This is a genomic window from Candidatus Phaeomarinobacter ectocarpi, assembly GCF_000689395.1.
Lineage (GTDB): Bacteria > Pseudomonadota > Alphaproteobacteria > CGMCC-115125 > CGMCC-115125 > Pyruvatibacter > Pyruvatibacter ectocarpi.
The window spans coordinates 1,310,487-1,332,657 of sequence record NZ_HG966617.1; the positions used below are offsets into that span (position 1 = coordinate 1,310,487).

A 22,171-nucleotide genomic window follows, 5' to 3' on the forward strand; every position below is an offset into this window, starting at 1 on the left:
AGCGCCCCATGCCCATACCCATTCTCATGCCCGCATTATCGCCCACCATGGAGGAGGGAACCCTCGCCAAATGGCTGGTGAAGGAAGGGGACAGTGTGGCTTCCGGCGACGTGATCGCCGAAATCGAAACCGACAAGGCGACCATGGAAGTGGAAGCGGTGGACGAGGGGACTCTCGCAAAAATCCTGATTGATGAAGGCACGGAAGGTGTCGAGATCAACAAGCCGATCGCCGTCATCCTCGAAGAGGGAGAAGACGACAGCGCGCTTGAGGGTTTTGATGCAAGTGGTGCTGCGCCGTCGGCCCCATCTGCTCAATCCCCCGTGCCACCAACCAGTAAGAGTTCAGAGGATGAGGACGAGAGCGGGGCAGAAGATGAAACCCCGACCTCCGAAAGTGGCAAGAATGAAAAGGCAAAGGCATCAGACCCTGCTACACCGCCTGCCCCTGAAAAAGACGGTGAACGCATTTTTGCAAGCCCGCTTGCGCGCCGCATCGCCGCTGACAAGGGCATCGACCTGTCGGCCATCGAGGGCTCGGGCCCCCATGGCCGTATCATCAAGGCAGACGTTGAAAGCGCGACACCGGGCATGAAGGCAGCCAAGGAAGACGCGCCGAAGAAGGCCGTGGCTTCGTCCAGGGGCGGCATGGTCGGTTCATTGCCTGACCCGCGTCTCTACTACGAAGACGGAAGCTACGAGGAAGTGCCTCTGGATGGCATGCGCAAATCCATTGCCAAGCGTCTGACCCAGTCGAAGCAGGAAATCCCGCACTACTATCTCACCATCGATTGTGAGCTGGATGAGCTGCTGCGAGTCCGCAAGGAGCTGAACGCGCGCGGCGAGAAGGACGGCATCAAGGTGTCGGTGAATGACTTCATCATCCGCGCTTCCGCTCTGGCCCTTATGAAAGTGCCGGACTGCAACGTGTCCTATGCGGGCGATGCGCTGCTGAAGCACAAGCATGCTGATATCGGTGTCGCCGTGGCGCTCGACGGCGGGCTTATCACTCCGATCGTCAAGGCAGCGGACACCAAGGGGCTGGCGCAGATTTCTGCCGAGGTAAAGGACCTCGCGGCACGTGCGAAAGACAAGAAGCTCAAGCCCTCTGATTATGAAGGCGGTTCTTTCTCCGTTTCCAATCTAGGCATGTTTGGCATCAAGAATTTCACGGCGGTTATTAACCCGCCTCAGTCCGCCATCATGGCGGTGGGGGCCGGGGAAGAACGGCCGGTTGTGAAGAACGGTACACTTGGATCCGCTACCATGATGACAGTGACGTTATCGTGTGATCATCGGGCCATCGACGGTGCGCTGGGCGCGCAGCTTCTGCAGGCTTTCAAGATCCTGATTGAAGACCCGCTGACCATGCTGTTGTAGGAACGAGCGTTGTGAAGACGATTAATATCGCTGACAAACACAAGCTGTTCGACGAAGCCTGGACTCCAAAGATCGTTGGGGACCTTAACGGTTCGCAGGTGAAGCTGGCGAAATTTCGCGGTGAGTTCGCCTGGCATGCCCACGAAAACGAGGATGAGTTTTTTCTCGTCACCAAAGGTACCATGCGCATGAGACTGCGCGACGGTGACCAGATCGTCGGCTCGGGAGAATTCATCATCGTTCCGCGCGGCGTGGAACATTGCCCTGTCGCCGAAAGTGATGAAGTGCATGTGATGATGGTCGAGCCGGCATCAACGGTGAACACCGGCGATCTAGACGACGCGCGAACACTTACCGACCTCGAACGCATCTGAAGGACCACCCACCCATGGCCTCGTCATATGATCTCGTTGTCGTCGGCACTGGCCCCGGAGGCTATGTGGCGGCAATTCGTGCTAGTCAACTGGGGATGAAGACGGCTGTTGTCGAGCGGTCTGAGCTGGGCGGCATCTGCCTCAACTGGGGCTGTATCCCGACGAAGGCGCTGCTGCGCACATCGGAAATTTACGACCACCTGCAGCATCTCGATGATTTTGGTCTGTCTGCGGACAATGTATCGTTCGATATCTCGAAGATCGTAAAACGCTCCCGCAAAGTGGCGGGTCAGCTTTCATCCGGCATCTCGTTCCTGATGAAGAAAAACAAGATCGATGTCATCGTCGGAACGGCAAGGCTTGCCGGAAAAGGTAAGCTGAGCGTCGAGAATGATGGCAAAACCCAAGATGTGACAGCCAAGCACATTGTGTTGGCAACAGGTGCCCGGGCCCGGACCTTGCCGGGTCTCGAGCCTGATGGCGAGACGGTCTGGACCTATCGCGAAGCCATGGTGCCTAAGGAAATGCCGAAGAAGTTGCTGGTGATCGGCTCTGGCGCCATCGGCATCGAGTTTGCCAGTTTCTATAACACCATGGGTGCAGACGTGACCGTAGTTGAAGTCATGGATCGCATTTTGCCTGTTGAAGATGAAGACGTTTCAGCATTTGCGCTCAAGGCCTTCAAGAAGCAGGGCATGAAGCTTGTCACCAGTGCCAAGGTTGCGGCGCTTGATGTGAATGGCGGGGCGGCGACCGCCACACTTGAGGTAAAAGGCAAGTCCTCAAAGGAAACCTTCGATAAGGTCATTCTGGCCGTGGGCATTACCGGCAATGTGGAAGACCTTGGGCTTGAAGATCTAGGTGTAAAAGTGGACCGTGGCCATGTGGTCGTGGACGGCTATGGACGCACAGGGATTGATGGCATTTATGCCATTGGCGATCTCACCGGGCCGCCTTGGCTGGCCCACAAGGCTAGTCATGAGGGCATCTCTTGCGTTGAAATGATTGCCGGTCTCAAGGACGTACACCCGTTGGATACCTCCAACATTCCTGGTTGCACATATTGCCGCCCCCAAGTGGCGTCCGTCGGGATGACCGAAGCCAAGGCCAAGGAAGCAGGCTATGAGGTGCGCGTCGGGACGTTCCCTTTCCAGGGCAATGGCAAGGCCATCGCTCTTGGGGAGCCTGACGGGTTCATCAAAACGGTTTTCGAGAAGAAGACCGGTGAGCTACTGGGTGCCCACATGATCGGTCCGGAAGTAACCGAGCTTATTCAGGGATACACTGTGGCTCGCCAGCTTGAAACGACGGAGGCTGAATTGATGCAGGCAGTCTTCCCGCATCCGACTCTTTCTGAGGCGATGCATGAGAGTGTGCTGGACGCGTTTGGCCGCGTTCTGCACATCTGATCCGTCAATCTGACAGAACTCATTTTTCCGCAATTTTCTGTGGTTCTTCTTCCTTATTGACGGGGCGTCATTTTGGCGCACTTACAATTCAGTAAGTGGCAGGGCAGATAGAGCGCCCAAGCATTAACCCTGTTGGCTGGTGGGTTAAATAGATTTGAAATCAAGGCATTAGTGTAAATGAGTTCCGATACTTCCGTCGCTGACATCAATTGGGGTGTCCACGAGATACAATCAGTAGAGCACCCAAAAAACCAGCAACTACTGGCCAGGTATGAAGCCAATCGCCCGGATGGCGGTTTGCCAAACCGTGCGAGCTTTGACCTCGTTGATCTCAAAGACATCGCGCCGGGATTGTTGATCGTTGAACAAGTACCCGAAGATGAAGGCTTGATCCGCTATCGCCTTATTGGTAGCGAGATTGAAGAGCGCACCAAGGTGGCATTCACCGGCAAATCTCCGGAAATTTTTGGCCAGGCGATGTCGGAAGACCTGCGGTCGATCTACCGCCGAATTTTCGCAGATCACCGCCCCGTAATGTTACGGGGCAATGTGCTTGGTTTGGGGATCGAGCATGTCGACTATGAAATGCTTTTCCTCCCAGTCATGTCGCGCGATGACACACGCGTCGACGCGATTTGCGGCATGTTCGCGTTCAATTAGGCACATGATCCATAGGGTCTTTGCGGACATCAGTGTGTCCCGCTAGGGTTGCTGCGATTGTTCCTCGCAACATGATCCGGCGGTCACCCCCATGATAGAACTTCTTGCCTCGCCCGCTGCCTGGGCCAGCCTCGCAACGCTGGCCATACTCGAAATAGTATTGGGCATCGACAACTTGGTGTTCATTTCAATTTTGGCAGATCGATTGCCCCAGGATCAGCGTCAATTGGCTCGGCGCGTGGGGTTGGGTGCAGCGCTTGGGACACGAATATTGTTGCTCTTCTCAATCGTGTGGGTCATGCAACTCACCGAGCCATTGTTCACGGTGCTGGATCATGCCGTATCAATCCGGGATATCATCCTTCTCGGAGGCGGGGGCTTCCTCATTGCCAAGGGCACCATGGAAATTCACCATGCCGTGGAAGGCGATGGACCTGCTGAAGCCAAAGTAGCGCAAGCGAGTTTTGCCTATGTCATCACCCAGATTGCCATTCTGGATATTGTGTTTTCGCTCGACAGCGTGATCACGGCTGTTGGTATGGCCAACGACATCGAGATCATGGTTGCCGCGGTCATGATTGCCATCGGTGTGATGCTCTTTGCAGCTGACGCTGTTGGTGCGTTCGTGTCCCGGCATCCAACAGTGAAGATGCTCGCATTGTCTTTCTTGTTGCTTATCGGCATGGCGCTGGTCGCGGATGGCTTGCAGTTCCACATTCCCAAGGGATACCTGTATTTCGCCGTCGCTTTCGCAGTTGGCGTTGAAAGCCTCAATCTGATGCGTGTGGCGCGAAAGAAGAAGCGAGCGGCCGCGGCTGCGTAGCGGGGGCGGGGCGATTTCAGGTTCTTGAGAATTACGCAAGCCACGCTAGTCTTCCCTCTGTGGCCATATGCGTTGGGAGGACGTTTTCATGAGTCTGGGATCATTCACATCAGCCGATTGCCGATTTACCGATAGGGACATCGCAAATTGGAATCGCGATGGAGCGGTCCTGATCGAGAATTTCTTCACACCTGAAGAGCTTGCGCCGGTCTTGAAAGACTTTGAGGTTCTGTACGGGGACAAGGCGCCTGGTGCCCAGAGTTCAGCTCGGGACAACAAGAAGAGTGGTTCAATCGGTCAGTTTGAGGTGGAGCAGTTCGCCCATTTCGACGACATGCCGTTCAACTGCTCGCCTGCTTTGAACCTGCTGGGCATGCATCCTGCCCTTGCTGAACTTGCTCGCGCCGCTTTGCAGGCCGAGGACGTGCATCTTTACCAAAGCCATAGCTGGGCCAAATTCACCGGCGGTGCTGACTATGATCAGACATTTCACTGTGACTTTAAAAACCACACTTTGATCGCACCATCCGATGACGTGCGGGAGCGGACGATCAACATCATGATCTACGCCACGGATGTAACCAATGAACACGGTGCAATTCACTACGTGACGCAGCCGGACGGCGACACAGTCATGAACGGTCGCCGCCCGCAATTCCCCGACGACACCGAGCAGGCAAAGTTGAAGCCATTGGAAAAGTCTGGGGCAGCACCGGCAGGGTCAATCTTCGCCTACGGTATTGATGTGTTTCATCGCGGTACCAACCTGACATTGCCGGGTGCACGGCGGTACACACTCACAGCAAGCTTTAAACGAGCGGGAAATGAGTTGATTGGCTGGTCGGCCTGGCCGTACCACTTCATGAAGCCGTGGGAGACCATTTTTGCCCACGCAACACCGGAACAGCTCGCTTTGATTGGCATCCCACTTCCCGGCCATGCCTACTGGACGCAGCGGACGCTTGCGCGCACCAAGGAGAGGTATCCAGACTGGAACGCAGATCCGTATGCCGGCGCGCTTAGGGCGGCAGAATAGATCTCACTCAACCAATAGAACGCATACGGTGCATTTGCCAATTGGTAACCGGAATAGTGCAATAAAATCTGTATGTTGCAGAAAAAGCAGGAAACGCTGGGGTATTCCTCCGGGCCCGTGGATGCACCGTCTCATGCGAGCAATCAGGCATTGCTTGAATATTGGGAAAACGGGCGATCTGCAGGGGCGCCGCTCATGCGTGCTGACTTCGACCCTTTGCATCTACCAAAGCTTTTGCCTGGCATATTTCTGACCGAACCTGCCGGTGAGGATTTTCGTTTTCGGCTGGTCGGGAGCCATGTTGAAGACCGCATGCAGCGCAAATTGACGGGGAAGACGCTCTCGGAAGTTTTTGGTCCAGAGCTTGGCCGCGAGACTGCCCAGATCTATCGCGGTGTTGCAGGAGGCTGTACGCCGCTCACGCTGCGGGGTCACTACGTAGGTGACAATCTGGAGCACATCGATTTTGAAGTGCTACATCTGGCAATTCAGTTCGAAGACGGCCAGCGTGGTGTCATCGGCGGCCAGTTTGCCTTCGACTAGGTTGCCGCAACTGCCTGCGCATATGTGTCACGGCTGGAGCTCCACCGGTGAAATCCACCACCCAGCTGCTATATGGTAGTCTATCGGTAGCCTGAAAACGCCCAGCGATGGAATCGGCGATACGCCCATGGTCACAGTTCTAAATACGGTTTCTGGTCAGCGCCCGCGGCACCCTGAAAAGGAAAATCGCCCGGACACACCTATTCTGCGTAAGCCAGAGTGGATTCGTGTGAAGGCGCCAATTTCCAAGGGCTACGCCGCCACGCGCAAAATCGTCAAAGAGCATAACCTCACGACCGTATGTGAAGAAGCTGCCTGCCCCAACATCGGTGAATGCTGGGACCAGCGGCACGCCACCATGATGATCATGGGCGATACGTGCACGCGGGCATGCGCCTTTTGCAATGTGAAGACCGGGCTCCCTGGGGCACTTGATGAAGATGAACCAATGAATGTTGGTTCGGCTGTCGCCAAACTCGACCTTGCGCATGTTGTGATAACGAGCGTCGATCGTGATGACCTGGCCGATGGGGGAGCGGATCACTTTTCCAAAGTCATTCGTTCCATCCGCCAGCAGGCACCCAACACAACAATAGAAATTTTGACGCCTGACTTTCTGCGCAAGGATGGCGCATTGGAGACCGTGATTGAAGCAAGGCCTGATGTCTTCAATCACAATCTTGAAACCGTGCCATCGCTTTACCTCAGGGTGCGGCCCGGCGCGCGGTACTACCATTCAATGCGTCTGCTCGAACGGGCCAAAGAGCTGGACCCGACGGTTTTCACCAAATCCGGCATCATGGTGGGACTGGGCGAAGAGCGCGACGAAGTCTTGCAACTGATGGATGACTTGCGGTCTGCGGGCGTCGATTTTCTGACCATCGGGCAATACCTGCAGCCAACACGTAAGCATCACCCGGTTGCCCGTTTTGTTACGCCGGATGAATTCGCAGCCTATGAGCGGGTTGCTCGCGCCAAAGGTTTTCTGCTGGTGTCCGCAACACCACTGACCCGATCAAGCTACCATGCTGACAAAGATTTCGCCGCCCTCAAAGAGGCAAGAGCGCGTCAGGTGAGTGCCTGATGCCGGTTCATGACGAACAGCGCATTGTGCCGTTTTCGCCCGAACAGATGTTTGCGATGGTCGCGGACGTAGCCCGATATCCCGAATTCTTGCCGTGGTGCGCCGGCGCCCGCATCCGTACGCGCGAGCGCATTGATGGCGTGGACCGGATGACTGCTGATCTTATCGTCGCATACAAGGTTTTTCGCGAGCGCTTCACCAGTCGCGTGACGTTGAATGACGAGGAAGGTTTGATCGAGGTGGAATACCTTGATGGGCCTTTCACTCACCTGATCAACCGTTGGACATTTAGTCCTTATACAGATGATGTGGTGGCAAACGGAACAAAAGTCGGGTTCTTTGTCGACTTTGCTTTCAAGAGCAAGACACTGCAAAAGATCATAGAAAGCCGGTTCGCAGATGCTGTAGTCAAAATGGGCGATGCCTTTGAAGCGCGAGCTCATGACATCTACGCACCAGCTTCAGTTCAGGAAACGCCAGCTCCTCAACCGGAACCGGTGACAGGCGGCTAGTCCTATTCGGCAATGCGTTCCAGAAGCATATTGAGCGCAACTTCCATAGCCTTCATGCGGACTTCGGTGCGGCCAATGTCTCCAAATCGATGACTGTCATGCATGATGCGTCCATCGCGTCTGGCGCTGGCAAAGTGTACGAGACCCACAGGCTTCATGGGTGTGCCACCACCAGGGCCAGCAACACCCGTAATTGAAACCGATACATCTGCCCGAGAGTGAGAAATTGCACCTTCGGCCATTGCTCGAGCGACGGGTTCGCTGACGGCACCGAAGTCGGCAATCATGTCTCCGGGAACACCAAGCAAACCCCGTTTAGCCTCGTTGGAATAGGTGACAAATCCGGCATCTACCACGGCGGATGACCCGGCAATATCTGTCAGGCACGCAGCAACCAGACCGCCCGTGCAGGATTCGGCCGTTGCCACCATGAGGTGTTTAGCCTGAGCATCCGACAAAACGAGTTGCGCCAGTTTGCTGATGGGTCCGGGGAAAATAATCTTTGTCCTCTCGGCTCAAGCGGTAAAGAAAGCAATGCCTGCTATCCAGGCGGCCATGATTGCATAGATCGCAGCCACGAGGTCATCAACCATGACACCCATTTCACCTGCCACTCGCTTTTCCAGACCTTTGATCGGCCAGGGCTTCCAGATGTCGAACAATCTGAAAAAGGCAAATCCGAGCATGTAGAAAATCGGGTTCGGGGGGAGGGCGGCCATCACCAGCCACATGGCGGCGACCTCATCTATCACGACCTCGCTGGGGTCATGATTGTCTGAAGCCGCGATGTATTTTTCCGTCGCCCAAAGTCCGATCAGGAATGCAGCAATGGCGGCAATCGACAGAACCACTGGTCCGCCAAGAATGGCGAAAGGGAGGGCGGCAAACATCGCCGCAAGGGAGCCCCAGGTGCCGGGTGCTGGACGCAGCAACCCGGATCCACCGAATGTAGCGACCACGACGACTGGGTCGGTAAATCTAAGGCCTTTCGGCAATGGTGTCAGAAACCGGCTCATAGCTCTGCCGTGAGGGGCAGTCGCACGGTAGCAACGGCTTGTGCTGCTATGCCTTCGCGCCGTCCGGTAAACCCGAGCGCCTCGGTGGTTGTCGCTTTCACAGATACTCTGTCTTCAGCAATGGAGAGAATTTCAGCAACCCGTTTGCGCATTGCTGGACGATGCGGCCCAACCTTGGGGCGCTCGCATATGATGGTGATGTCTGCGCTTGCAATCACACCGCCTCGCTCTGCGACAAGAGACGCAGCATGCGCCAGAAATTTCCAGGACGCGGCGCCCCTCCACTGTGGATCGCTGGGAGGAAAATGCTCGCCTATATCGCCGGCTCCAATGGAGCCCAAAATGGCATCTGTAAGAGCGTGAAGGCCGACATCAGCATCCGAGTGACCAACCGTGTCGCAATCGTGGGGTACGGGAATGCCGCACAGCATGATTTCGCTTGCAGTTCCCGGCGCATCAAACTTGTGCACATCAAAGCCTGAACCCGTTCGAACATCTCCAAGGCGCGCGGCAATCAATCCATCGGCGCGCATCAGGTCGTCCTGTGTGGTGATTTTCAAATTGTCCTCCGCGCCGTCGACCAGCCCTATGGCCATCTTCGCATGTTCAGCAACCGCAGCATCATCGGTGAGGGCGTCTCCGGCGACAGCGCGATGAGCCGCCAGAATGTTATTGTATCTGAAGCCCTGTGGTGTCTGCGCGCGGGCGAGGCCGGTTCGGTCGACCGTCTCACCCACCAGTCCATCAGCTACACGTTTGAGGGTATCGGTAACGGCGACGCACGGTAGAGCGGCGGCATGTTTATCAAGCGCGTCTATGACCCTGGTTATCAGGCCGGCGCTTGCAAGCGGCCGGGCGCCATCCTGGATCAGCACCTTGGAGGGCGAAAGAGCCTCGAGTGCCTCCAGTCCAAAGCGAACGGAGTCTTGTCTTTCCGCTCCACCATGTGTGGGGGGGAGAAGCTTTTCCCCAGCGCCTGATGCCTGTGCCGCTGCGTCATACAACTCCCGATCATCAGGGTGAATGGCGGTTACAACGTGAGTTACATCAGGATGTTTGAGGAACGCGCGCAGTGTGTGGCTGAGGACCGGAGCGCCGCGCAGCTGGGCATATTGCTTGGGCAGCTCGCCCCCAAATCGGTGGCCACGTCCGGCAGCAACAATCAGCACGGCGGTGGAAGCAGGTGCGGTCATGGACTAGAGGCCTTGCGGGCAAACAGACAGGAATCGGCGCATTAACGCCGGAATTGAGGCTGCAAGCTAGCCGCAGCGAGGCGCCAATGCCAAACATTCCGGCCATTCACATGATTTATCGCAATCGCATTGATTGCCCCAAATCCGGAGATAGCGGCAATCACCGGCATTTTGCTTCCGGACAGCCCTTGTCGGCACTGGGTGTTGGGTATAGTTTGATCAACAAATAGGCAGTTACCATATGTGCTCATCTACTAAGCAACCAGATCGGTCGGGCCCGCAAAAACTGGCGCTTTCAAAGCGTCCGGCACTGCACGTCGTGCGCGGCAAGACGGACATTGCTGTCGATCCCGTTTTCCTTGCACCGATGTCCGGCATTACTGATCTCCCCTTCCGCCGCACAGTGCGAGGGCTTGGGGCCGGGCTGGTGGTGTCGGAAATGATCGCCTGCGAAGACCTTGTAAACGAAAAAGAAGAAGTGATGCTTCGCGCACGTCGCGAGGCAGCTGAAGAGCCCATGGCGGTTCAACTGGCCGGACGCGAGCCGCATTGGATGGCGGAAGCCGCCAAAATTGCGGAAGGGTCAGGGGCTCGCATCATCGACATCAATATGGGCTGTCCCGCCAAGAAAGTTGTTGGCGGCCTGTCCGGCTCGGCCCTTATGCGCGACCTTGACCATGCTCTCACACTGATTGATGCCACCCTTACGGCAGTGAGTGTCCCGGTAACGCTGAAAATGCGGACCGGCTGGGACATGGATTGCCGGAACGCGACAGAACTGGCTGCACGTGCTGAGTCCGCTGGCGTGGCGCTCATTACTGTGCACGGGCGCACACGCAACCAGTTTTACACGGGCCATGCAGACTGGGCTTTTGTCCGCGAAGTCAAAAACGCGGTCGATGTTCCCGTCATTGTGAACGGTGATATCTGCACAATTGAAGATGCCCAAAATGCGCTCTCACAGTCTGGGGCTGACGGCGTGATGGTTGGGCGAGGTGCCCAGGGCGCACCATGGCGGCTTGCACAAATCCAGGCATCACTAGACGGCAGCATCGTCCCAGATGATCCGGGTACGGATGAGCGACTGGAAATTATTCTCGCACATTATGAAGCCATGCTGGAGCATTACGGTGAGCCACTGGGGGTGCGTTGCGCTCGCAAGCACCTGGCCTGGTATGTCGAGGATCATGAGCGCTGCAAGGGCATTAGTCTGCGCGCTGCCAAATCAGACATGTGCCGCATGTCGGACCCTTCGGATGTCCGAAAAGCACTCACATCGGTTTTCAATGACGACGCGACCGAGATCGCGATGCAAGGGCAAGTCGCATAATGGCCGGTCAGGCAGCTGAATTTGCATCATCTGGATTGGGATTGGACGGAGCAGGTGCATTTGTTCTGGATGCTCTTCCGCACCCGGTTATGAAGGTCGGGCCGGATGGAATGGTGGCCTTTGTGAATGCCGTGGGCGAGCAGTTTTTTGCAGCCGGCTCCAACATCATTCTTGGCAATCCGCCAAGTGACCTGGTGGCGTTTGGCAGCCCTTTGGTAGCCCTGATCAATCAGGTTCAGGCAACCGGTGCATCCGTGACTGAGTACGGCGTCGGCATCGGTGGGCCCCGCATGGGTGAACGGGATGTTGATATTCAGGTCGCACCCATTGTTGAAGAACCTGGGGCGGTTGTTGTGATGCTTCAAGAGCGAACCATTGCCCACAAAATGGACCGGCAACTCACACACAGAGGGGCCGCACGTTCTGTCACGGGAATGGCGGCTGTGCTGGCACACGAGATCAAGAACCCGCTTTCGGGCATCCGCGGATCAGCTCAGTTGCTTGAAATGGGAGCGCAGCCAGAGGACAGGCACCTGACGCGATTGATCACAGAGGAAGTGGACCGAATCTGCAAGCTCGTCGACAGCATGGAGGTGTTTTCCGACAAGCGCCCCTTAGCTGCAGAGCCTGTGAACATCCACGAGGTCCTGGACCATGTGCGTAGGCTGGCAGGCACAGGCGTTGCCAAAGACATCAAGCTGACTGAGGAATATGACCCTTCACTTCCGCCGGTTCCCGGCTCGCGCGACCAGCTCGTTCAGGTTTTCCTGAACTTGGTCAAGAATGCAGCGGAAGCTGTTGACCCCGAAGATGGCGAAATTGTTGTCTCAACGGCGTATCGACCAGGTGTGCGGCTATCTATTCCTGGGAGTAGTGAGCGCGTGAGCCTGCCGCTCGAAGTGTGTGTGCGCGACAACGGTCCCGGTGTCCCGCCCGATTTACTCCCTCATCTGTTTGACCCATTCGTGACCACAAAGCCCACCGGAACCGGCCTCGGTTTGGCGCTGGTTGCCAAAATTGTGGGCGACCATGGCGGCGTCATTGAATGCGACAGCATTCCGCGCCGCACTGTTTTCCGCGTGCTCCTCCCCATCAAGCGCGCAGCTATGAAAGACCCGTCTCTTGGCGCGAACAGTGATGTTCCCGTTTCGGGCGGCTTAGGAGAATCCGATGCCCAGTGAAACGATCCTTATCGCGGATGATGACGGCGCCATCCGCACCGTGCTCAATCAGGCGCTCGGCCGTGCGGGGTTCGATGTTCGCTCCACGGGCAATGCCTCGACACTGTGGCGTTGGGTGAACCAGGGCGAGGGCGACCTCATCATCACCGATGTCGTGATGCCGGATGAGAATGCATTTGATCTCATTCCCAGGATCAAGAAACTACGACCGGAAATGCCGATCATCGTTATGAGTGCGCAAAACACGCTCATGACGGCCATCACTGCGGCCGAGCGCGGTGCTTACGAATACCTGCCTAAACCCTTTGATCTGAATGAGCTCACAGGCATCGTGCGCCGGGCGCTTTCGCAGCCGAAGGCGACGGCGCCCAAGCGCGACACAACCGAAGAAGAAGATCGGATTCCGCTCATCGGTCGTTCCGCCGCCATGCAGGAAATCTATCGGGTTATGGCGCGGCTTGTAGGCACCGACCTCACCGTCATGATCATCGGTGAAAGCGGGACCGGCAAGGAGCTGGTGGCCAAAGCGCTTCACGATTACGGCAAGCGTCGCAATGGACCATTTGTGGCTATCAATATGGCGGCGATTCCTCGGGAGTTGATCGAATCCGAACTGTTTGGCCATGAGAAAGGGTCTTTTACCGGCGCGAGTGGCAAAGGCATTGGCCGCTTTGAGCAGGCGGAAGGCGGCACTCTCTTTCTGGACGAGATTGGTGACATGCCGATGGATGCGCAAACCCGTCTGCTGCGTGTATTGCAGGAGGGCGAGTACACCACCGTCGGCGGCCGTTCGCCGATCAAGACTGACGTGCGCATCGTCGCGGCAACTAACCGCGATTTGCGGCAGCTGATAAACCAGGGCCTCTTCCGGGAAGACCTGTTCTATCGGTTGAATGTTGTCCCTATCCGATTGCCGCCACTGCGCGAGCGCTCGGAGGACATTCCCGACCTGGTCCGGCACTTCCTTGCTCTCTGCGAAGAAGAGGGCCTGCCATCCAAAAGCATCGATAATTCTGCACTTGATCTGATGCGCAGACATCGCTGGCCAGGCAATGTGCGTGAACTGGAAAACATGGTTCGCCGTCTTGCTGCGCTCTACACGGAAGACACCATCACGTCAGAGGTCATCCAGACAGAACTGGCAGAGCCTTCTGTCTCTCATGAGTTGTCTGAAGTGGCTGAGGACGAAAATATGGGGGCCGCAATTGAACGGCATCTGCAGAGGTACTTTTCCGAGCATGGCGAGGCTCTTCCACCGCCGGGCCTCTACGACCGTATTCTCAAGGAGTTGGAGCGGCCATTGATCTCCATCTCGCTCGGGGCCACACGCGGCAACCAGATAAAGGCGGCGCATCTACTGGGCCTTAACCGCAACACCCTGCGCAAGAAGATCAGAGATCTCGATATTCAGGTGGTTCGCGGAATTCGCTAATTAGAACAGAGCAGTAAGCACAAGTTCAACCTGTCGCATTCCAGCAACAATGTTGTTGATTTGCACCTGTTGCACGTCCACAATACCAAAGTGTTGCCGAACATCCGCCAGTGACCGTGTCACCTTGGCCTGTTTGGGCATCTCTGACTTTTGTGGAACCCGTAGCGGCAACTGAGGCGAATACGGACAATGGCGTCCACAGGCTCGATGACGCAGCGCAAAGACAGCTACCGCACCGCGAGAGCGCGTGTGGGGTGGTGGCTCAAGCGCATCCAGTGGCCAACAATACTCGGCATCGGCCTGGCAATTGCTGCGGTTGTCAGCGGTACGGCCACCTACATCGCCCTCACGGGCGCTACCGATTTTGAGCCCACGCGCCTACAGGCCATCGGCTTGCTTCTTGTCAATCTGGCCATTGTCCTCACTCTTTTGGCGCTGATCGCCTACCGCCTTGTGCGTCTTTGGATTGCCCGGCGGGCCGGCAGCGCAGGTGCCCGGCTGCATGTGCGCTTGGTTGCCATGTTCAGCTTCGTTGCGGTCATGCCCGCGATCATTGTTGCCGTGTTTGCGGCGACAACCTTGGACCGAAGCCTGGATTCCTGGTTCTCGGAGCGGACGCGGACGATCATTGCCAATGCATCAACTGTGGCAGAGGCATATCTCAGCGAACATCAGCAAGTCTTGCGCGCCGATGCGCTGGCAATGGCGAATGACGTTAATCGCAGCGCATCTCTCTACATGTCGAACCGCCAACGTTTTCGTGAAGTGCTGACCACGCAAATAGCTCTGCGATCTCTTTCTGGCGGGTTCATCGCAAATTCCAATGGTCAGTTGTTGGAATATGCAGAGGGCTCGGCACAGACGCGCATTGCTCCGCCGTCGCCGGAAACACTTAATGAGCTGGGCGAAGGTGAAGTGCACCTCATTGCCAGCGAGGGCGGTGATCAGGTCCAAGCGTTGGTGCGTCTCTCCAGCTTTGATGACGCGTTTCTTCTGGTTTTCCGCATCGTCGATGCTCGAGTGATTGATCATCTTGCAAGAACGCGAACCGCCGCAGCGGAGTATGCCAACCTGGAGAGCCGCCGTTATACCGTGCAGCTGACCTTTGCCCTGATCTACGTCATCGTGGCACTGCTGGTATTGCTTGCCGCGATCTGGTTGGGCCTGTGGGCCGCCAATCGCATGGTCGCACCCATCGGCGAACTTGTGGGTGCGGCCGAGCGCGTATCCGATGGCGACCTGACTACTCGGGTTGAGGTAGCCAATGACGCAGATGAAATCACAGCGCTTGGCCGAACATTCAATCGCATGACCGGGCAGTTGCAAAGTCAGCGCAATGAACTGATGGAAGCAAACCACCAGTTGGACCGACGTCGCCGGTTTACGGAAACGGTTTTGTCCGGCGTGAGTGCGGGCGTGATCGGGCTTGACGCCAAAGGGCGCATTGACCTCGTTAACCGCAGCTGCCTGAATTTGCTTGGTCGCACGCGTGACGAGCTTGTGGGTCAGCCGCTTGTGGCGACGATACCCGAAACGGCGATCTATGTTCGACAGGCCATGGCCCGCAACGACAGACCGTCGGAAGGTCAGATTACGTTGGAACAGGAAGACGGCAGTGAGCGGACGTTGACTGTCCGTGTGGCGTCGGAAAAATCCGGCGACGGATCACATGGCTATGTGGTGACGCTTGATGACATTTCCGAGCTGGTATCTGCGCAGCGCGCGTCTGCCTGGGCGGACATTGCTCGCCGCATCGCGCATGAAATCAAGAACCCTCTGACACCCATTCAGCTCTCTGCCGAGCGGCTAAAACGTAAATACGGCAAACACATTGAAAATGATCCCGAAGTGTTTGAGCAATGCACCAACACAATCATCCGCCAGGTCGGTGATCTTGGCCGAATGGTGGATGAGTTTTCGTCATTCGCGCGTATGCCAACTGCTGTCATGGCGCGGGCTGATATCGGAGAGCTCGCGAGGGAGGCCGTGTTCCTGCAACGTGTGGCCGCACCCCATATCGAGTTTGACGTCGAGGGTGCGGAGGCACCTATCTGGGTGGAATGTGATCGTCGCCTGATCGGCCAAGCGCTCACAAATCTGATCAAGAACGCATCTGAGGCCATTCAATCGCGCCACCAGGCTGAAGGCTCCGAGCCGGAAGCAGGCGAGGACCGTATTGTTGTGTCCCTCGATGACAGCGCCGAGATGATTTCGCTCAGCGTGGCTGATACCGGCATTGGATTGCCGCGTGGCGAACGCTACCGACTGCTGGAGCCCTATGTAACGCACCGTGACAAAGGTACAGGCCTTGGCCTCGCGATTGTGAAGAAGATCATGGAAGACCATTCCGGCAACCTGCTGCTGGAAGATGCGCCATGGGTTGCTGACGGTGGTCATGGCGCCAGCATTCGCCTGCTGCTTCCGCGTACCCAGGCGACCGAGAACGATCAATCTACGAATGAAGTTGAAATCAACGATGATGCAGAAGTCCCATTCGGGCAAAGCGCATCTATGTCTGATTAAGAGTGTTGGAGAGTTAGACTTATGGCGTCAGATATACTCATTGTTGATGATGAGCTCGACATTCGGGAGCTTATGGCTGGCATCCTGGATGATGAAGGCTATGAAACACGCCTTGCAGGCAACAGCGATGAAACGCTGAAGGCAGTTCAGGCCCGTGTGCCGCGCATGGTTCTGCTGGATGTCTGGTTGCAGGGCAGCCGCATGGACGGCCTGGATTTACTGGATGCCATCAAGGAAAAACACCCGGACCTTCCTGTGGTTGTCATTTCTGGCCACGGCAATGTGGAAACTGCCGTAACGGCCATCAAGAAGGGTGCCTATGATTACATCGAAAAACCTTTCAAGGCAGATCGTCTTGTCCTGATCGTTCAGCGCGCAATCGAAGCGTCAAAGCTGAAGCGGGAAAACGAGCAGCTTCGCCAGCGAACCGGTGACGAAGCTGAGCTTGTGGGTGTGTCGTCGGGCGTCAATCAGTTGCGGCAGATGGTGGATCGGATTGCGCCGACAAACAGCCGGGTGCTGATCAGTGGGCCATCAGGGTCTGGCAAGGAAGTAGTGGCGCGAATGCTTCATGCCCGCTCGCTTCGTTCGGGCGGAAGTTTTGTGGCGATCAACGCTGCAACCATGTCTCCGGACCGCATGGAGGAAGAGCTCTTTGGGACGGAAGCCGACGCAGGCCGTGCGGCCAAGGTTGGCGTGTTTGAGCAGGCTCATAAGGGGACTTTGTTCCTCGATGAAGTCGCCGACATGCCGCTCGAGACCCAGGGTAAAATTCTGCGCGTTCTGGTTGACCAGACATTTGAACGTGTCGGAGGCGGTCCGCGCGTGCAGGTTGATGTGCGTGTGGTGTCGTCATCAAGCCGTGACCTGACCACGGAGATTGCTGCCGGGCGCTTCCGGGAGGATTTGTATCACCGGCTCAATGTTGTGCCGATTTCCGTTCCCGCATTGTCAGAACGCCGGGAGGACATTCCGCTCCTTGCGGAACACTTCATGGAGCACATCGCCAATTCAACCGGTCTTTCAGTCCGCAAGATTGGTGAAGATGCACTTGCCGCCCTGCAGGCACATGACTGGCCCGGCAATGTGCGCCAATTACGAAACAACATCGAGCGCCTGCTGATCCTCGCTTCCGGTGAAAAGGAAGGGGCCATCACGGCCGACATGTTGCCGTCTGAAGTTGCCCGAACCACACCCCAGGTAGGTGAGGGTGAAGCAGGGCAGAACATAATGGCATTGCCATTGCGCGAAGCACGGGAGAGTTTTGAGCGCCAATATCTGCTTGCACAGATCAGGCGTTTTGGGGGCAATATCTCTCGTACGGCTGCCTTTATCGGGATGGAACGCTCAGCGCTTCATCGCAAGTTGAAGTCTTTGGGAGTAACAACTTCAAACAGGTCCGAACTGAGCGCCTGATACTGCGACACATTTCATCTCAATTCTTCCAGAACGAAGCCGCATAAGGGCTACCCCATGAAAGTTATCGTTTGTGGCGCAGGGCAGGTTGGTTCCGGCATCGCGCGGCAGCTCTCCAACGAGCATAACGATGTAACCGTCATCGATAATTCGCCGGATCTCATTCAGCAGATGGCGGACAATCTTGATGTGCGCACTGTGGTTGGATACGCGTCTCATCCTGATGTCCTTGAACGCGCCGGCGCCCGGGAAGCAGACATGGTGATCGCGGTGACGTTTGCGGATGAGGTCAACATGGTGGCCTGCCAGGTTGCACATTCGATCTTCAATGTTCCCACCAAGATTGCCCGCATCCGCGCCCAGAGTTATCTGCGCCCCATGTGGCAGGATCTGTTCACGCGCGATCATATGCCCATCGATGTGATCATTTCACCCGAACTTGAGGTCGGCCGTGATGTTATGCGGCGGCTTGAAATGCCCGGTGCCTTGGAAGCCATTCCGTTCGGCGATACGCACATCACGTTCCTGGGAATTGCACTGGAAGATGATTGCCCAGTCGTGAATACGCCTCTGCGCCAGCTCACCGAGCTGTTTCCGGATCTCAATGCTGTGGTCACAGGTATTCAACGCGGCGAGAGGCTTTTCGTGCCGGACTCAGAAGACCAGATGATGGTCGGCGATGTCGCTTATGTTGTGACCGATACGACCCAAAGCGCACGCGTACTATCGCTCTTTGGTCATGAGGAACAGGCTGCACGCCGTGTTGTGATTGTCGGCGCCGGCAACATCGGCAGGCATGTGGCGGCTGAGCTTGAAAACTCACACACCAGTGTGAAAGTCAAAATAATTGAAGCTGACAAAGAAAAAGCCGTGCTGGCCGCTGACGAGCTATCCAGGACCGTCGTGCTGAATGGTGACGCACTTGATGAAGAAGTGTTGCGTGAAGCAGGGGCCAGTCAGGCAGAAACAATCCTGGCGCTTACCAATGACGATAAGGTCAATATTCTGAGTTGCGTGATGGCCAAGCAACTCGGGTGCGAGCGTTCAGTGTCTCTGATCAACAATCGCGGTTATTCCGGTTTGATCAATCCCATGGGTGTCGACGCATTCGTCAACCCGCGCGCTACCACTGTCTCAACAGTGCTCCGTCATGTGAGGCGTGGGCGTATCCGCGGCGTATCTTCTGTACAGGATGGCAAGGCAGAGGTGATTGAAGCCGAGGCTCTTGCGACATCGACACTTGTCGGGCGCCCACTGAGAGATGCAGATTTGCCGTCAGGCATTCGACTTGGTGCTGTTCTGCGCGGAACAGAAGTCATCGTACCGCGTGGTGACACGGAAATTCAGGCCGGCGACCGCGTCATCATTTTTGCCATGGCGGATGAAGTTCGACGCGTGGAACGCATGTTCCGTGTGAGCATTGAGTTCTTCTAGCGCACTCGGCGGAAAGCCTTTTCATGTTTGCCATTATCGGCATTGTTCTCGCAGCTTCTCTTTCGGTGATTGCGCTCGCGCATTTGCTGCCGGTGCTTGTTGCAGTATCAACGGGCAACAATGAACAGGCGATTGTATTTGCCATGACCGGGCTCCTTACGGCGTTTATTGCCGGTGCCCTGGGGTTTGCAACGGGCGGGCAGAAACATCGACCAGTGGTTGCTGAAAGGCTGACCGCGCTTTCCATTGTCTGGCTGATTGTGCCCGGCTTTGCCGCCATCGCTTTTGTCGGGGTTGACCCAAAGGCGCTTTACGTTGACGCCTATTTTGATGCCGTGTCCGCATTGACGACGACGGGGTCCGTCTCGCTGATCAATGAGATGTCGTCTGCCCCCGCTGTCATGATTTGGCGCGCGACCCTGCAATGGATCGGCGGGTATGCAACGCTTCTGATGTCAATGCTCGTGCTTGCGCAGCTTGGTCTTGCGGGATTGTCACTACGCCGGGCCCCCATTCCCCCGGGCGATACGTCTGGACCCTTTGGGCGCTATTGGCCGGCCATGCTGGCGCTGGGTCTGGTATATGGCAGCGTGACCTTGGCCGGTGTCATTGGTCTGCTGGTGGGCGGCATGGCGTTGGTGCCTGCCATTGGCCTGGCTTTCTCTGCCGCAGCGACAGGCGGCCTGATGCCCAATGGGGGCACGCTGGTTGCGTCGGTCAGCGTGTTTTCCGGGATTGTTGTTGCGACGCTATTGTTGCTTGGTGCCACAAACTATCTGCGTCACGCAGGGCTGGTTAGAAGATCACCGCGCACCTATTGGGGTGATCCTGAATTCCGGTACATGGTCCTCGGCATCACCGTTGGCGGTATTGTGCTTGCAGGCCTTGTTGCGATCACGTCGGGAGCAAGTCTTCCGCTGATAAACGCGATCATGTGGGTGCTGTCTCTACTCTCAACATCAGCATTTGCAGTTGATGAAGCTGGCTTTGGCAGCATCCCGCTTCTCGTTGCTCTCACAGTTGTGTTTGTTGGTGGCAGCACAATGTCGACAGCTGGCGGGCTGAAGCTCATGCGCATTGCGATACTGATGAAACAGGGGTCTCGGGAGATTGCCAGACTGTCTCACCCACATGGCATTGTACATACTGATTTTGGTGGTCGCTCTTTCACCATGCCCTTGATGCGTGGTGTGTGGACCATGTTTGTGTTGATGCTGGTCTTTGCTTTGCTGGCCGCTCTCGCCCTGACGGTTCTGGGCGTTCCCTTCGAGCACGCGATCACCGCCTCAATCGGCGCACTCACCAACGCAGGGCCAGTGCTGGGATTTGCCACCGGTGGTGACGGTCTTCCTATCGGTATCGGCACTTCAGAGGTCTACGCGTCCATGCCTGCCACAGCAAAGCTGGTATTGAGCCTCGCAATGGTCGCGGGCCGTGTGGAGCTTCTGGCGTTCGTGGGTGTTGTAACTGCCTTTACAACACAGGACAGCTAGGGCGCATTTATGAGCCGCATTGCCTTTGTCAAAGATGCCCGAAATCCCGGTTCATACGTGCCGCGCGATAGAGCTGGTGTCTCCATCGAGGACCGCGGATTCCTGTTTTCCGACAGTATTTACGAAGTCTGTGAAGTGCGGGACGGCGGGCTTGTTGACGAGCAGCGGCACCTCGATCGGTATGTGGCATCACTCAATGCGTTGAGTCTGGCGTCGCCCATGCCTATCCGTAGCCTTCAGCTTGTGTTGCGCGAAACAATTCGGCGCAATCATGTCCGCAATGGGGTGTTGTATTTTCAGGTAACCCGCGGTGCCGCCAGACGCGACCATGCCTTCCCGGACCCGCCGGTGCAGGCGACACTCACGGTATTTGTTACACCCGTTAACACGACCGTCCGCGATGCCAGAGCGGCCGCAGGTGTTGAAGTGAAGACGCTGCCGGATGATAGGTGGACGCGGCGCGACATTAAATCCACCAGCCTGCTGCCAAATGTTCTCGCCAAACAGGCAGCGCGCGAGGCCGGCGCTTACGAGGCTTGGCTGGTGGACAAAGCAGGGTTCATTACGGAGGGGTCATCGACGAATGCGTGGATCGTGACGGACACGGGAACAATTGTTACGCGCCCATTGAGTGAGGACATTCTACCGGGCATCAGTCGCAGCATTGTTCTTGATGCCGCAGCATCGTTACAAATCCCCGTCGAGGAGCGTGTGTTTACCGTTGCTGAGGCAAAGGCAGCAGCAGAAGCATTTCTATCCAGCTCCTCAGCTGTCCTTTTTCCTGTTGTGGGTATTGATGGAGTGGCAGTCGGCGGCGGCGAGGCAGGTCCTGTGACACTTCGTCTGCGTGCATTTTCGCGCGCCATTTCGCAAGTTTCTGGCGCGCAGTTGCCCAGCATTTAGGCAAAATGGTCGATTGCCACGAATTTGCCCTTGTTCCGCAAGAAAACTGTATCAAATGATTGCTACGTAAAGGCAGAAGTGAGTCTAGGTTCTCTAGAGCGTCGACCTCGACCGTGAGCGCGACGCAAGTGCATACAACAAGAAAAAAGAAAGGCCAGTCACATGTCCTCAGACAAACCGCAGAACCTCCAGGACACCTTCCTCAACTACATTCGCAAACAGAAGATGCCGGTCACGGTTTTTCTCGTGAATGGCGTAAAGTTGCAGGGTGTGGTGACCTGGTTTGACAGCTTCTGTGTGCTGCTCCGCCGAGACGGCCATTCGCAGCTTGTGTACAAACATGCCATTTCGACGATTATGCCGTCGGCGCCGGTCCAGCTTTTCGATGATGAAGGTGAGGGATCCGGCGAGTAAATAGTGCCGGGACCGC

General features: G+C 56.4%; 21 protein-coding genes. 18 read left to right on the forward strand and 3 right to left on the reverse strand.

Annotated elements, in window-relative coordinates:
- Nucleotides 1-8 precede the first annotated feature (8 nt).
- The 9 genes from BN1012_RS06180 to BN1012_RS06220 all read left to right on the forward strand — a co-directional run bounded on the left by BN1012_RS06180 (nucleotide 9) and on the right by BN1012_RS06220 (nucleotide 7,820).
- Nucleotides 9-1,379, forward strand: coding sequence for a pyruvate dehydrogenase complex dihydrolipoamide acetyltransferase (locus BN1012_RS06180; RefSeq protein ID WP_043948952.1), 1,371 nt, complete (start codon nucleotides 9-11; stop codon nucleotides 1,377-1,379).
- An 11-nt stretch (nucleotides 1,380-1,390) separates the two neighbouring features.
- On the forward strand, nucleotides 1,391-1,753 hold the full coding sequence (locus tag BN1012_RS06185) for a cupin domain-containing protein (protein ID WP_043948953.1): 363 nt from the start codon (nucleotides 1,391-1,393) through the stop codon (nucleotides 1,751-1,753).
- Between the two features lie 14 nt (nucleotides 1,754-1,767).
- Nucleotides 1,768-3,162 (forward strand): dihydrolipoyl dehydrogenase, encoded by a 1,395-nt coding sequence (lpdA, locus tag BN1012_RS06190; protein WP_043948954.1) that lies wholly within the window; start codon nucleotides 1,768-1,770, stop codon nucleotides 3,160-3,162.
- A gap of 177 nt (nucleotides 3,163-3,339) precedes the next feature.
- Nucleotides 3,340-3,822 carry a PAS domain-containing protein gene (locus BN1012_RS06195; protein ID WP_043948955.1) on the forward strand — a complete coding sequence of 161 codons (483 nt, stop codon included), beginning with the start codon at nucleotides 3,340-3,342 and terminating at the stop codon, nucleotides 3,820-3,822.
- A gap of 91 nt (nucleotides 3,823-3,913) precedes the next feature.
- Nucleotides 3,914-4,645, forward strand: a complete 732-nt coding sequence (locus BN1012_RS06200; protein ID WP_043948956.1) for a TerC family protein — start codon at nucleotides 3,914-3,916, stop codon at nucleotides 4,643-4,645.
- A gap of 88 nt (nucleotides 4,646-4,733) precedes the next feature.
- Entirely contained in the window at nucleotides 4,734-5,681 is a 948-nt protein-coding gene (locus BN1012_RS06205) for a phytanoyl-CoA dioxygenase family protein (RefSeq protein WP_171815922.1), read from the forward strand.
- A 72-nt stretch (nucleotides 5,682-5,753) separates the two neighbouring features.
- A complete protein-coding gene (locus BN1012_RS06210) occupies nucleotides 5,754-6,224 on the forward strand; it encodes a PAS domain-containing protein (protein WP_043948958.1) in 471 nt (156 codons plus the stop codon).
- Nucleotides 6,225-6,351: 127 nt separating this feature from the next.
- On the forward strand, nucleotides 6,352-7,308 hold the full coding sequence (gene lipA / locus BN1012_RS06215; RefSeq protein WP_043948959.1) for a lipoyl synthase: 957 nt from the start codon (nucleotides 6,352-6,354) through the stop codon (nucleotides 7,306-7,308).
- Nucleotides 7,308-7,820 (forward strand): type II toxin-antitoxin system RatA family toxin, encoded by a 513-nt coding sequence (locus BN1012_RS06220; RefSeq protein WP_043948960.1) that lies wholly within the window; start codon nucleotides 7,308-7,310, stop codon nucleotides 7,818-7,820. The genes lipA and BN1012_RS06220 overlap by 1 nt, the downstream gene beginning before the upstream one ends.
- A 2-nt stretch (nucleotides 7,821-7,822) precedes the next feature.
- Here the strand turns inward: BN1012_RS06220 and BN1012_RS06225 are convergent, their stop codons facing one another.
- The 3 genes from BN1012_RS06225 to BN1012_RS06235 are packed head-to-tail and all read right to left on the reverse strand — an operon-like array spanning nucleotide 7,823 to nucleotide 10,029.
- The gene (locus BN1012_RS06225) at nucleotides 7,823-8,317 is read right to left on the reverse strand and encodes a CinA family protein (protein WP_043948961.1); all 495 of its coding nucleotides are present in this window, start codon (nucleotides 8,315-8,317) and stop codon (nucleotides 7,823-7,825) included.
- 18 nt (nucleotides 8,318-8,335) lie between these two features.
- Nucleotides 8,336-8,836: a phosphatidylglycerophosphatase A family protein gene (locus BN1012_RS06230; protein WP_043948962.1), complete on the reverse strand. Its 501-nt coding sequence runs from the start codon at nucleotides 8,834-8,836 to the stop codon at nucleotides 8,336-8,338.
- Nucleotides 8,833-10,029: a bifunctional 2-C-methyl-D-erythritol 4-phosphate cytidylyltransferase/2-C-methyl-D-erythritol 2,4-cyclodiphosphate synthase gene (locus tag BN1012_RS06235; protein ID WP_043948963.1), complete on the reverse strand. Its 1,197-nt coding sequence runs from the start codon at nucleotides 10,027-10,029 to the stop codon at nucleotides 8,833-8,835. Before BN1012_RS06235 ends, BN1012_RS06230 begins: the two co-directional genes overlap by 4 nt.
- Nucleotides 10,030-10,270: 241 nt before the next feature.
- Here BN1012_RS06235 and dusB point away from each other — a divergent pair, with 241 nt between their 5' ends.
- From dusB to hfq, 9 genes are all read left to right on the forward strand, one after another.
- Entirely contained in the window at nucleotides 10,271-11,359 is a 1,089-nt protein-coding gene (gene dusB, locus BN1012_RS06240; protein ID WP_081826248.1) for a tRNA dihydrouridine synthase DusB, read from the forward strand.
- Complete coding sequence (locus tag BN1012_RS06245) at nucleotides 11,359-12,540, forward strand: two-component system sensor histidine kinase NtrB (protein ID WP_081826249.1); 1,182 nt, start codon at nucleotides 11,359-11,361, stop codon at nucleotides 12,538-12,540. Before dusB ends, BN1012_RS06245 begins: the two co-directional genes overlap by 1 nt.
- Nucleotides 12,530-13,972: a nitrogen regulation protein NR(I) gene (ntrC, locus tag BN1012_RS06250; protein WP_043948964.1), complete on the forward strand. Its 1,443-nt coding sequence runs from the start codon at nucleotides 12,530-12,532 to the stop codon at nucleotides 13,970-13,972. Before BN1012_RS06245 ends, ntrC begins: the two co-directional genes overlap by 11 nt.
- A 189-nt stretch (nucleotides 13,973-14,161) precedes the next feature.
- Complete coding sequence (locus BN1012_RS06255) at nucleotides 14,162-16,495, forward strand: sensor histidine kinase NtrY-like (RefSeq protein ID WP_052534697.1); 2,334 nt, start codon at nucleotides 14,162-14,164, stop codon at nucleotides 16,493-16,495.
- Nucleotides 16,496-16,516: 21 nt separating this feature from the next.
- A complete protein-coding gene (gene ntrX / locus BN1012_RS06260) occupies nucleotides 16,517-17,911 on the forward strand; it encodes a nitrogen assimilation response regulator NtrX (RefSeq protein WP_043948965.1) in 1,395 nt (464 codons plus the stop codon).
- A 57-nt stretch (nucleotides 17,912-17,968) separates the two neighbouring features.
- Nucleotides 17,969-19,345 carry a Trk system potassium transporter TrkA gene (trkA, locus tag BN1012_RS06265; protein ID WP_043948966.1) on the forward strand — a complete coding sequence of 459 codons (1,377 nt, stop codon included), beginning with the start codon at nucleotides 17,969-17,971 and terminating at the stop codon, nucleotides 19,343-19,345.
- A 23-nt stretch (nucleotides 19,346-19,368) separates the two neighbouring features.
- Nucleotides 19,369-20,838: a TrkH family potassium uptake protein gene (locus BN1012_RS06270; protein WP_043948967.1), complete on the forward strand. Its 1,470-nt coding sequence runs from the start codon at nucleotides 19,369-19,371 to the stop codon at nucleotides 20,836-20,838.
- A gap of 9 nt (nucleotides 20,839-20,847) precedes the next feature.
- Nucleotides 20,848-21,741 (forward strand): D-amino-acid transaminase, encoded by an 894-nt coding sequence (locus tag BN1012_RS06275; protein WP_043948968.1) that lies wholly within the window; start codon nucleotides 20,848-20,850, stop codon nucleotides 21,739-21,741.
- Between the two features lie 162 nt (nucleotides 21,742-21,903).
- Nucleotides 21,904-22,155 (forward strand): RNA chaperone Hfq, encoded by a 252-nt coding sequence (gene hfq / locus BN1012_RS06280; protein ID WP_043948969.1) that lies wholly within the window; start codon nucleotides 21,904-21,906, stop codon nucleotides 22,153-22,155.
- Nucleotides 22,156-22,171 lie beyond the last annotated feature (16 nt).

Coding starts and splice junctions, on each gene's coding strand:
- BN1012_RS06180 (WP_043948952.1), top strand. CDS start 9: ATGCCCATACCCATTCTCATGCCCGCATTATCGCCCACCATGGAGGAG.
- lpdA (WP_043948954.1), top strand. CDS start 1,768: ATGGCCTCGTCATATGATCTCGTTGTCGTCGGCACTGGCCCCGGAGGC.
- BN1012_RS06195 (WP_043948955.1), top strand. CDS start 3,340: ATGAGTTCCGATACTTCCGTCGCTGACATCAATTGGGGTGTCCACGAG.
- BN1012_RS06200 (WP_043948956.1), top strand. CDS start 3,914: ATGATAGAACTTCTTGCCTCGCCCGCTGCCTGGGCCAGCCTCGCAACG.
- BN1012_RS06205 (WP_171815922.1), top strand. CDS start 4,734: ATGAGTCTGGGATCATTCACATCAGCCGATTGCCGATTTACCGATAGG.
- BN1012_RS06210 (WP_043948958.1), top strand. CDS start 5,754: ATGTTGCAGAAAAAGCAGGAAACGCTGGGGTATTCCTCCGGGCCCGTG.
- lipA (WP_043948959.1), top strand. CDS start 6,352: ATGGTCACAGTTCTAAATACGGTTTCTGGTCAGCGCCCGCGGCACCCT.
- BN1012_RS06220 (WP_043948960.1), top strand. CDS start 7,308: ATGCCGGTTCATGACGAACAGCGCATTGTGCCGTTTTCGCCCGAACAG.
- BN1012_RS06230 (WP_043948962.1), bottom strand. CDS start 8,836: ATGAGCCGGTTTCTGACACCATTGCCGAAAGGCCTTAGATTTACCGAC.
- BN1012_RS06235 (WP_043948963.1), bottom strand. CDS start 10,029: ATGACCGCACCTGCTTCCACCGCCGTGCTGATTGTTGCTGCCGGACGT.
- dusB (WP_081826248.1), top strand. CDS start 10,271: ATGTGCTCATCTACTAAGCAACCAGATCGGTCGGGCCCGCAAAAACTG.
- BN1012_RS06245 (WP_081826249.1), top strand. CDS start 11,359: ATGGCCGGTCAGGCAGCTGAATTTGCATCATCTGGATTGGGATTGGAC.
- ntrC (WP_043948964.1), top strand. CDS start 12,530: ATGCCCAGTGAAACGATCCTTATCGCGGATGATGACGGCGCCATCCGC.
- BN1012_RS06255 (WP_052534697.1), top strand. CDS start 14,162: ATGGCGTCCACAGGCTCGATGACGCAGCGCAAAGACAGCTACCGCACC.
- ntrX (WP_043948965.1), top strand. CDS start 16,517: ATGGCGTCAGATATACTCATTGTTGATGATGAGCTCGACATTCGGGAG.
- trkA (WP_043948966.1), top strand. CDS start 17,969: ATGAAAGTTATCGTTTGTGGCGCAGGGCAGGTTGGTTCCGGCATCGCG.
- BN1012_RS06270 (WP_043948967.1), top strand. CDS start 19,369: ATGTTTGCCATTATCGGCATTGTTCTCGCAGCTTCTCTTTCGGTGATT.
- BN1012_RS06275 (WP_043948968.1), top strand. CDS start 20,848: ATGAGCCGCATTGCCTTTGTCAAAGATGCCCGAAATCCCGGTTCATAC.
- hfq (WP_043948969.1), top strand. CDS start 21,904: ATGTCCTCAGACAAACCGCAGAACCTCCAGGACACCTTCCTCAACTAC.